Source organism: Halorubrum shenae, assembly GCF_051194165.1.
Classification (GTDB): domain Archaea; phylum Halobacteriota; class Halobacteria; order Halobacteriales; family Haloferacaceae; genus Halorubrum.
The window spans coordinates 73,671-82,315 of sequence record NZ_JBLZNI010000011.1 but is presented as its reverse complement, the minus strand read 5'-3'; the positions used below and the strand labels follow the sequence as shown (position 1 = coordinate 82,315).

The 8,645-nt window shown below is 58.3% G+C and carries 6 protein-coding genes and 3 pseudogenes; 7 read left to right on the top strand and 2 right to left on the bottom strand.

Annotation, left to right across the window (positions count from 1 at the left end; translation table 11 throughout):
- Positions 1-279: 279 nt before the first annotated feature.
- Both ACNS88_RS13030 and ACNS88_RS13025 read left to right on the top strand, forming a co-directional pair.
- A pseudogene (locus tag ACNS88_RS13030) lies at positions 280-627 on the top strand (hypothetical protein); the annotation flags it as partial.
- 197 nt (positions 628-824) lie between these two features.
- Positions 825-1,268 carry a hypothetical protein gene (locus ACNS88_RS13025; RefSeq protein WP_435098366.1) on the top strand — a complete coding sequence of 148 codons (444 nt, stop codon included), beginning with the start codon at positions 825-827 and terminating at the stop codon, positions 1,266-1,268.
- Between the two features lie 109 nt (positions 1,269-1,377).
- Here the strand turns inward: ACNS88_RS13025 and ACNS88_RS13020 are convergent, their stop codons facing one another.
- Positions 1,378-2,199, bottom strand: coding sequence for an IS5 family transposase (locus ACNS88_RS13020; protein WP_435098363.1), 822 nt, complete (start codon positions 2,197-2,199; stop codon positions 1,378-1,380).
- 44 nt (positions 2,200-2,243) lie between these two features.
- Here ACNS88_RS13020 and ACNS88_RS13015 point away from each other — a divergent pair.
- From ACNS88_RS13015 to ACNS88_RS13005, 3 genes and pseudogenes are all read left to right on the top strand, one after another.
- Positions 2,244-3,581: pseudogene (locus ACNS88_RS13015) on the top strand (Aq_aa27 family P-loop NTPase); the annotation flags it as partial.
- Between the two features lie 252 nt (positions 3,582-3,833).
- Positions 3,834-5,198: a restriction endonuclease gene (locus ACNS88_RS13010; RefSeq protein WP_435098360.1), complete on the top strand. Its 1,365-nt coding sequence runs from the start codon at positions 3,834-3,836 to the stop codon at positions 5,196-5,198.
- A gap of 337 nt (positions 5,199-5,535) precedes the next feature.
- Positions 5,536-5,763: pseudogene (locus ACNS88_RS13005) on the top strand (ADP-ribosylglycohydrolase family protein); the annotation flags it as partial.
- Positions 5,764-6,214: 451 nt separating this feature from the next.
- Here ACNS88_RS13005 and fer read toward each other — a convergent pair.
- Positions 6,215-6,604: a ferredoxin Fer gene (gene fer, locus ACNS88_RS13000; RefSeq protein ID WP_435098357.1), complete on the bottom strand. Its 390-nt coding sequence runs from the start codon at positions 6,602-6,604 to the stop codon at positions 6,215-6,217.
- 170 nt (positions 6,605-6,774) lie between these two features.
- Between fer and ACNS88_RS12995 the strand changes: the two genes are divergently transcribed.
- Both ACNS88_RS12995 and ACNS88_RS12990 read left to right on the top strand, forming a co-directional pair.
- Complete coding sequence (locus tag ACNS88_RS12995) at positions 6,775-7,644, top strand: CheF family chemotaxis protein (RefSeq protein WP_435098354.1); 870 nt, start codon at positions 6,775-6,777, stop codon at positions 7,642-7,644.
- Positions 7,645-7,728: 84 nt separating this feature from the next.
- Positions 7,729-8,637: a hypothetical protein gene (locus ACNS88_RS12990; RefSeq protein ID WP_435098351.1), complete on the top strand. Its 909-nt coding sequence runs from the start codon at positions 7,729-7,731 to the stop codon at positions 8,635-8,637.
- Positions 8,638-8,645 lie beyond the last annotated feature (8 nt).

Genomic DNA, 8,645 nt, shown 5'->3' with positions numbered 1-8,645 from the left:
GGGGTATCGGGTGAGCTTGCCAGAGATTCCTAAGCATCGTCAGAATACAGATGCATGAATTTTCTCGGGCGTCGCATATCTATGATTCTGATTTTCATGCTTATAAACCCTCGTCGTCCCCGACTTTTGAACTCTCGCTCGTCACAATACACGTAGGGCGACAGGCACACTGTTGCTGACCAGTCTGAGCGCAAGGAAACGCACGAGACTCCTGTACGGTAATGAGCCCAAACGCCCAGACACCAATGCTTTTGCGTGGGGTTTGAGAACTCACGTGTCATGACAAATCACATAGAGCCCACCGAGGAGTATGACGGGCGAATCAGAGTGAAACTCCTTGATGACCATGCTGATACACGAGTGATCCCGTGTTCATCCTACACGAAGGCGATAACGCTCGTCAAGGAACATCAACACGAGGTCACCACCGCGAAAATCATCGACCGAGAGCAAGAAGTGGTCTTCAGCTCAGCTGACATGGACATCGACGTCTGGGAGTCGATTTGGAAAAACGAAAAACGTCGCCTATCAGTCAACGTCGAGGACCGTGACTGCCCGTACGATAACATCTCCTGCTTTTTCGATGACCTCTGTGTCCAATGCAAGATGGACAAATTACAGGACGAGTTGGCTTTGTTGAAATCCTCTTCTTCATACATATTCTTCTCCGAAACAACTGTTCGCTTAAGCCTGCATATCAGTCATGTGACGGTCACAGGCTCTGTGGGAGAGGATGTGGATGCCGAGTGGTGGGGTCAGCGTGAGCAGTGCTAGCGTATCACACTACTAAGTTATTATCTCACGTAACGTGGCAAGGTAGTGTAATGAAAATCATTACTACCCGAGTAGCGGTGTTTGCCGTTGTGCTGACGGTTGCACTCTCGATGATGGCTGCCCCCGCCGTGGCCGCACCAGGTGACCAGGTCACCATTACCGACCCCGAACGCATGGATGACCACGCAAAGAAGGGCGTAATGTCCGGTGACAACGTTCAGTTCCCGGACAGCACCTTCGATAGGAACGAGAACTTCCCGGACAGCACCTTCGATAGGAACGAGAACTTCCCGGACAGCACCTTCGATAGGAACGAGAACTTCCCGGACAGCACCTTCGATAGGAACGAGAACTTCCCGGACAGCACCTTCGATAGGAACGAGAACTTCCCGGACAGCACCTTCGATAGGAACGAGAACTTCCCGGACAGCACCTTCGACGGGGACGATGACGGGGATTTCCAGGATGGCAGCGATCCCGAACTCGCTAGCTAAAACGACAGGAACTATCCCTCCGTTAATCCGGTTGAGAGGGGCTACACCTCTGTAATGAACGATACCGGTCTCTTCACTGAATGATTGGTGAGTCGTCTGCCTTGACCACTCAGAGTGATCGGTCGATGTTATGACTGAGACAAGCGATAGTGAGTTCACGGAACTGCTTCCACCATCTTCGTGAGCGAACGAATGCACCGTACTTCCGCTTGAGCGTTGAGTTGACCGTCTCGGATTGACTCCGTTGGCCGTAGAGATCAGTGTTCAAGCGTGCGTTCCACGCCTTGTGGAGCGATGTGAACTCACGATGCTTGATTAGTGGACGAATCTCGTGTTGACGGGCAAGTTGTCTGATTTTCTGGTCGTCGTAGCCTTTGTCACCGAGCAAAATGCCAATGCTCTCGGGATTGCGCTTGATCAACGACGGGGCAATCTGGCTATCGTGTTTCCGAGTCGTCGTCACGTGGAGATCGAGAATTGCGTTCACCTTCGCATCAACCAACAGCGTCACTTTGAGTTGCTGAATCGTGAGTTCGGCCCGTTTCGTGTAGTGTTTCGAGGCGTGACTGCGGTCGAATCCTGACGCATCAACTCCAACGACGCCGCTCGTCGGGAGTAGCGTCGCTGAGATAGTCAATATAACACGCCACACTGCCATATCAAGCCGGTTGAACGCCTTACAAAGCGTTGATGGCGTAGGAAGTTCGGATAAGCCAAGGGTTCGACGGATGCGCGGCATCTCGATCAGTTCGTCAAGCAGACCACGATAGGTCGTGTTCTTCCGAACTTTGAGACAGAGCAGAACAACATGCTGCGGAAGTGTGTAGCGGTGTTTGGAAAACTTCGAGGAGTATCGAGAGACCGCTCGGCGTGCCAGATGGATCGCCTTCTCAGTAAACCGGAGAATCTTCGACTTCGGGAGGGCCTTCATCCCGTAGGATTACACGGCGAACATGTAACTCCCTGAGGATTTCAACAGAGCCGGTCGATAAGGACACGGCGGACGAGTTCGGGGCGAGTCTCCGTGATCGCGGCGCAACCATTGAGGATCACAGCATCACTGCGCCGCTCAGCGCGTACAACACGCAGGTGAAGGAATCGACGGCGATTCCGACGATGACGGTGCTGCCGGACGCCGAACAAGTCGTGATCGGTGAGCAAGATGAGATGATCCTCGTCGCTACCGAGGAACCGACTCCGGCAGTGTTAGATCACTGCCTCGAAACGATCGAGGACTACATCGAGACCGTCGAAAACCACGGTCACACGCAGTCCGAGACGGCGGTGATGGCACAGATGTACGAGGCGTTTCTCTACGGGTTCTGGGCCCCGTTCGCAAACCAGTACGCCGAAGCGTTATCATCCCCGTCGCGGACGCTCGATAACGTCCTACAGCACCTGTACATCGAAGGGAAGAGCGACGCCGGGAAGGACAAGCTCACCGAGTACATCCTCCGACTGGTGTCCGACAACACCGTGATTTCCGGGGTGGACGCCGACGACGTCGGCGTCAAAGAGATCCGCGGGATTCGTGAGTGGAACACGAGCTTCCCCTACGCTATCATCGACGCAGAGAAAGAGAAGATACAGCGGTGGAGCCCGATCCGGAACTACTGGGGCGATTGGACGCCGACGAGCGTCGATCAGCCGTGCCTGATCTTCACGACGAACGACGCGCTCCCGAAATCTGAGTTCCGGAACAGAATGAAGATTCTCAGCATGGACGTGTCGTTCCCGTCGAACCCAGAGGATCCGGGATTCCGCGAGGCGCAAGAGGACCTCGCAGCGGTGCTCGAACGGCAGAATCCGATCTTCAGTTACGTCGCACGACGCATGCTCACCGACAAACCGTGGACTGACGGGAACGGCACGATCGAAGACGTTCGTCGTATCGTTCGGGAGTTCTACGAAGAAGCAGGGAGGAAGCAACCGGAGTACTTCCCTGCCGACGAACCTGCTGAGAAAACGTACGACACGGGGCGGCTCAAATGGCAACGCGACATTCAAGGCGGCCGAGTCACGTTCGAATCAGAGCCCGACGCGATCACGGCTGATTTCGACCGCGAAGAATACGAGGTGTACGACTACGAGAAGCGACTCCCCAAGCGGTTCATGTCGGAGAAGTCCTCAACGAGCGTGTACATCGGCGCACCGAACGAATTCGCAGAATGGATCGGGTACTCTGTCGAAGAGCTCCTCGGGAATCCTGCAGAGACCGAGACGCGGCCAGAACACCAAGCACAAAACGAAACCAACGACAGCAACGCTGACGAGTCAAGCGGGTTCCTCTCTCGGCTTCTCGGCAGGTCATAGCGATTGCGGCGTCGGAGCGTTTTGGGTAGTATCCGTTAGAATACCTCGAACTCGGTACGATACTCTCTCACACTTCTCTGTCCACCAACCATGGGGCCTCATATTGGGTTTAAAATCGGAACGGTATTTCAGAAATCACGATTTCGGAAATCGTCGTTTCCGAAACTGGGAGCTCCATTTGTGAAGACGTGTTACTTGGAGAGGGTTTCAATAGACCCTTTACAGCGGAACTGACACAATTGAGTACGCTAGATGCCCGTCTTAGATGATCTCTCCGGATTCGAGTTCGAGGACGTGATGGAGGACGTCTTCCGGAACCTCGGGTACGAGAACGTCCGGCAGGCGGAACGGACCGCCGACGAGGGGCGCGATATCCTGATGGAAGAGGTCGTTGACGGGACTCGGCGCGGTGTCGTCGTCGAGTGTAAGCACACGGGAACCGTCGGGCGACCGGTCGTACAGAAGCTACACTCCGCGATTGCGACCTTCGAGTTCGACGGGCCGAAACGCGGGATGGTGGCAACGACCGGTCGATTCACCGGCCCGGCCATCGACTACGCCCAGCGGCTTCGGCGGAACGACGACCCGTACCCAATCGAACTGATCGACGGCGAGGACCTGCGTGAGATCGCTGACAAGATCGGGTTGGACCTGTACAACGGTCGGATAGAAATTCTGTGCGACGAGACGCTCCGGCCGTACGATCCGGCGACGTCGGTGACGGCACCCGTCGAGGAAGCGTTCCACGACATCGAAAACATCGAGTCAGCGGACCTTCCCGCGCCGCACTCTCACGTCACCTTCCGGCCGGTCGTTGCTGTGACAGCGGACACGAACGCGGTCTTCGAAACGTCGGTCGGCGTGATTCATCGGGTCAACGACCGGTCTCGGTTCGTTGTCCACGCCGAACGCGGCCACCCGAAAACCGCTGCGGGTGATGTCTCGAACCTCGTGTTGGAGAACCTCCACGCGACCGTCGATCTCGACGCGGAGCAGTTCGAAGATCAATTCGATGTGGTCGAAGAGCGACGATTCGGGCAGACACAGACCGAGTACAAAGACTGGGCCGTCAACCGGGTCAAAGAACGCCACACGACGACGGTCTCCTACACGGGAGACAACAACGTCACGTACACGAAAACGTGCGAACCGAAGCGCTCCGACATTTCGGTACAGTCGATCGAACCGGTGTACCTCCCACAGATTCGGCAGACGACTGAACTATGGGAATACACGTATCCGTACGAGTACTTCACAGCCGGACCGTCACGCGTCACGAGCGAAGATGGGATTCATCGATGCGTTCACTGCGATACAGCTGGCACTGATAACGACTACACGTATTGCGCGAACTGCGGGAGTATCAACTGCGACTCGCATATCAAGACCGAACGGTTGGAGGGAACTCCCGTCTGTACCGGGTGCGCGGTGACCGAGCGCTTCGCCTTCAAGACCAAGTACTTCTACGACGCGGAGAATCGAGACGCGTTCCGCGAAGAGTACGAATCGATGCCGTTCTACGAGAAAGCGATGGAGAACACACCGCTCGCCGTCGGCACGGCCGCCGTAGTCGTACTCGTCTTACTCGGAGTCCTGATCAGTCTCGGGGGGATATAACCCGGTTAGCCCGCGTGTAGTTTCGTTTATAAGCGCAATCGGCGATTCGTTATTGGAACAGGGGTGGGCACCGAATACAACCCGTCGCTTATATAAACGAACGGCGGAATCGCCGAACCCGGATCGTTGCCCGTTGTTGTCTCGACGGGCACTCACGTGGGTCGCCCATCCCCCGGTAAGAAATCGACCCGCCGAGTCGAATATTACTCTAGGGCAATTACCTGGGTCCCTCTTTAACCTGTAGATAATATGGTTGCTCACACGGCGAAAAAACGGAGTTTCAGACGTCGGATCTGAACGAGGGGGGGATCAATGCCGCACAGGCAAAGGTAGCCCTCTCACGGCGCTTCAACCCCTCGTTCGTGGCGATTCACCAGACACGTTGGAGACGTCGGGATACGTCGTTCACTCGCTACAAACGGCGCTCCACGATGGGCTGTTCACTGAGAGTGCCGAGGAAGCGAACGTGACTGCGGTCAATCGCGGCGGAGACACCGATACGATTGGGGCGATTGCGGGTACGGTTGCTGGCGCGCGGTTCGGGGCGTCACAGCTCCCGGAGCGGTGAATGAGTGCCATCGATGAGGCGGGCAAACTCGAATCGCTGGCAACACACCTTGTGGAAGCAGAGTGAATTCTGGGTAGGTATCAGCGAGTCGGATATCAAACACCTATCTCAATGAGCTAGTGGTAGCTGCCGAGAAAAGAAGGGTAGTTCACTCTGTGTCGGTGTGTACTTCCGGAAGACGTGGCGCTATTCAAAGGATTTTGTGTTGAGACTACATCTCGGGTGAACGGAGCGGAGTTACAAGTACACCGGAAACTGTGGCGCGAGCATCCGACATCGACTCAAGGGTGACCAAACGTCGTGAATTACAAAAGAAGGTTCTGCTCCGAGTTTTCTAGTGATCAGAGAACCGGCTATAGGTCGGCTCTATAGCAGGAATGTCGCGGATACGAAATCAAAGCTGATTCCGAAGAGCCGCGATTGTTTAACGAGTGTTTTACGCTGCTGCTTAGATGACGCGGTTCTGCAGGTAGTCGAGGTGTTTCGCGTTGTAGACGATCTTGACCTCGTCGGTCTCCGGGCTGCCGATGCAGGTCAGGCGGACGTCCTTCTCTTCGACCTCTTCGTCGGAGAGAATCTGCTGCATGTCCATCTCGATTTCGCCTTCCTTCACGATGGCAGCGCAGTTCGCGCAGGCGCCTGCGCGGCACGAGAAGGGCCAGTCGTAGCCCTGTGCCTCGGCCGACTCGAGGATGTATTCGCCCTGATTCACTTCGAGGGAGCCGTAGTCCTCGGCGTCGAGGTCCGCACCTGCGGCCTCCTCGAACAGGTCGTCATCGTCCATCGACCAGTCGTGGTCGTCGAGCACTTCGTAGTTGAGGTATTCTACTGTGGGCATCAACTGACGATTTGATGCCCACCTCATTAGGCTTTGCTGTTCCTCAGTTCCGTCGCGCGACCGAATCCGTCTGAGCGCCCGAACCGGTTCAATTTTCACCTACGGTCATGGTATCACAATTGATACATCGTGAGTAACAGTAAATACCGGAGAGTCATTAGCTAGGATCGATGGAAGAGTCCGTCGTCGCCGACTTCGTCGGTCGCGTCCACACTTCCGGCCTCGGAAGCGACAAACCGGTGACGGGCCGCATCCTCCTGAGCCAGCGCCGGCTCGTGCTCGCCACCGAGGATGCGAAGACGACCGTTCCCCTCTCGAAGGTGTTCGATGTCGTTGTCGGCACCGTCCCCGGCGATCTCCAGTCGTTCTTCAGCGACAGCGTCACGCTTGCTTACGAACAGGACGGCGACAGGCACACCGCACTCGTGGAGGGCAAGGCGGACGACATGGATCGGTTCACCCGGTTGCTGTTCAAGACCTTGTTGCGCGGTGTAACGGTCACCGTCCGCCATCCGGCGAAGCTCGGGGGACGGGTCACCGACGCGTCCGACCACACCGCATCGATCACGCTCTCGCCGGGCGCGATCAGCTTTGCCGACTGCCCCGAGCCGTTCTCGGTCGATCTCTCCACCGTCATCGACTACGAGCGGACCAACCGCACGATCGCGGGCAAAAAGCGCCCCGCGCTCGTGTTCCGCCACGTCCCGGAGACGCAGACGGTGACCTCGATCGCGACGGTCCCCACCAAGCGCATTTTGAACGTGCTCGGCCGGTACATCAAGCTGGAGTACGACGAGGTGATGGAGGATGTCGAGGCGTTCGATCCGACGGAAGAACAGCTGGAGATACTCGTCTCGATCTACTCGGCCGGCGGCGAGGCCAACATCGCCGACGTGATCACCGGCGACGTTACCCAGACGGAGATGGTCCTCGAAACGCTCCGCGAGGAGAACCTCGTCGTCGACGGCGACACGGGCGCCGCGCTCACGCGGAAGGGGCAGATGATCGTCACCTCGTACATGGAGTCGGTCAACTCGTGAGTCACCCGCTCACCGGGTGAGGCTCGGTCCGCGTCGGTCCCGAACGGGGGAAGTTTCATAGCGGTACGGGTGTATGTGATGCACATGCCAGACGACCACCACGGGCGGTCGACGCGGCTCGACGCCGTGGTCCGCGATCGGGGGCTCGACGCGCCGACCGGCAACTCCTCGGCCGACGCGTCCGGCCCCGGCGCCGGGCCGCGAGTCGCGCGGGTGCCCGAGCCGCACGTTCACGACACCTTCTCCGTTGAAGGAATCGACACGAAACGCCGCGAGGGGCTGTTGGAGGCCGTGCTTCGCGACTGCGACAGCGCGAGCGCCGCGTCGGCGACCGCGCGGAACGGCACTGTGGGCGTCCACCACGACCCGTCGGTCTCCCGGAGCGAGATTCGGGAGACCCTAGAGGCGTGCGGGCTCGTCGTCGACCCGGCGGACCGGGCGTTCGAGGCCCGCCGGGCCTCGCAGTTCGCGTCGGCCCGCGTCGCCGTCGCCGTGCTGTTCGGCCTGATGGTCGCGACGCCGTACATCGCGGTACTGTATCCGACCCGCTTGGAGTGGCTCTTCTACGACCCCCTCACGGTCGAGTACCTGCAGTCGCTCCTCGACTCGCGGATGGCGACGCACTTCTTCGTCAACCTCGGCGCGCTCTCCGGGATCGCGTTCCTCGTCGCCTGCGGCCCGATCATCCGTCGGGCGCTGGGCGGGATCGCCGACGGACGGCTCACGACCGACGCGCTGTTCGTCGGGAGCGTCGCCGGCCTGTTCGCGTACAGCACGGCCGCGGCGTTCACCGGCTTCGACGGGGTCGTCCACTACGACCTCGTCGCCTACGCGGTCGTCGGCGCCACCCTCTGGACGCACTTCGGCGTCGCAGACCCGGCCGCCGAGGGGCGCGAGTCGACGAATTCGGTCGGAAACGCGGCGGAATCGGAACTCGCGGACGGCGACCTCGCGGACAGCGACCCGGTCGCGATGACCGACGGCGGGCAGTAAGCGACAGT

Excerpts from the sequence above, each read along its gene's own strand:
- ACNS88_RS13010 (WP_435098360.1), top strand. The coding sequence starts at position 3,834 with ATGCCCGTCTTAGATGATCTCTCCGGATTCGAGTTCGAGGACGTGATG.
- ACNS88_RS13020 (WP_435098363.1), bottom strand. The coding sequence starts at position 2,199 with ATGAAGGCCCTCCCGAAGTCGAAGATTCTCCGGTTTACTGAGAAGGCG.
- ACNS88_RS12995 (WP_435098354.1), top strand. The coding sequence starts at position 6,775 with ATGGAAGAGTCCGTCGTCGCCGACTTCGTCGGTCGCGTCCACACTTCC.
- ACNS88_RS12990 (WP_435098351.1), top strand. The coding sequence starts at position 7,729 with ATGCCAGACGACCACCACGGGCGGTCGACGCGGCTCGACGCCGTGGTC.
- fer (WP_435098357.1), bottom strand. The coding sequence starts at position 6,604 with ATGCCCACAGTAGAATACCTCAACTACGAAGTGCTCGACGACCACGAC.
- ACNS88_RS13025 (WP_435098366.1), top strand. The coding sequence starts at position 825 with ATGAAAATCATTACTACCCGAGTAGCGGTGTTTGCCGTTGTGCTGACG.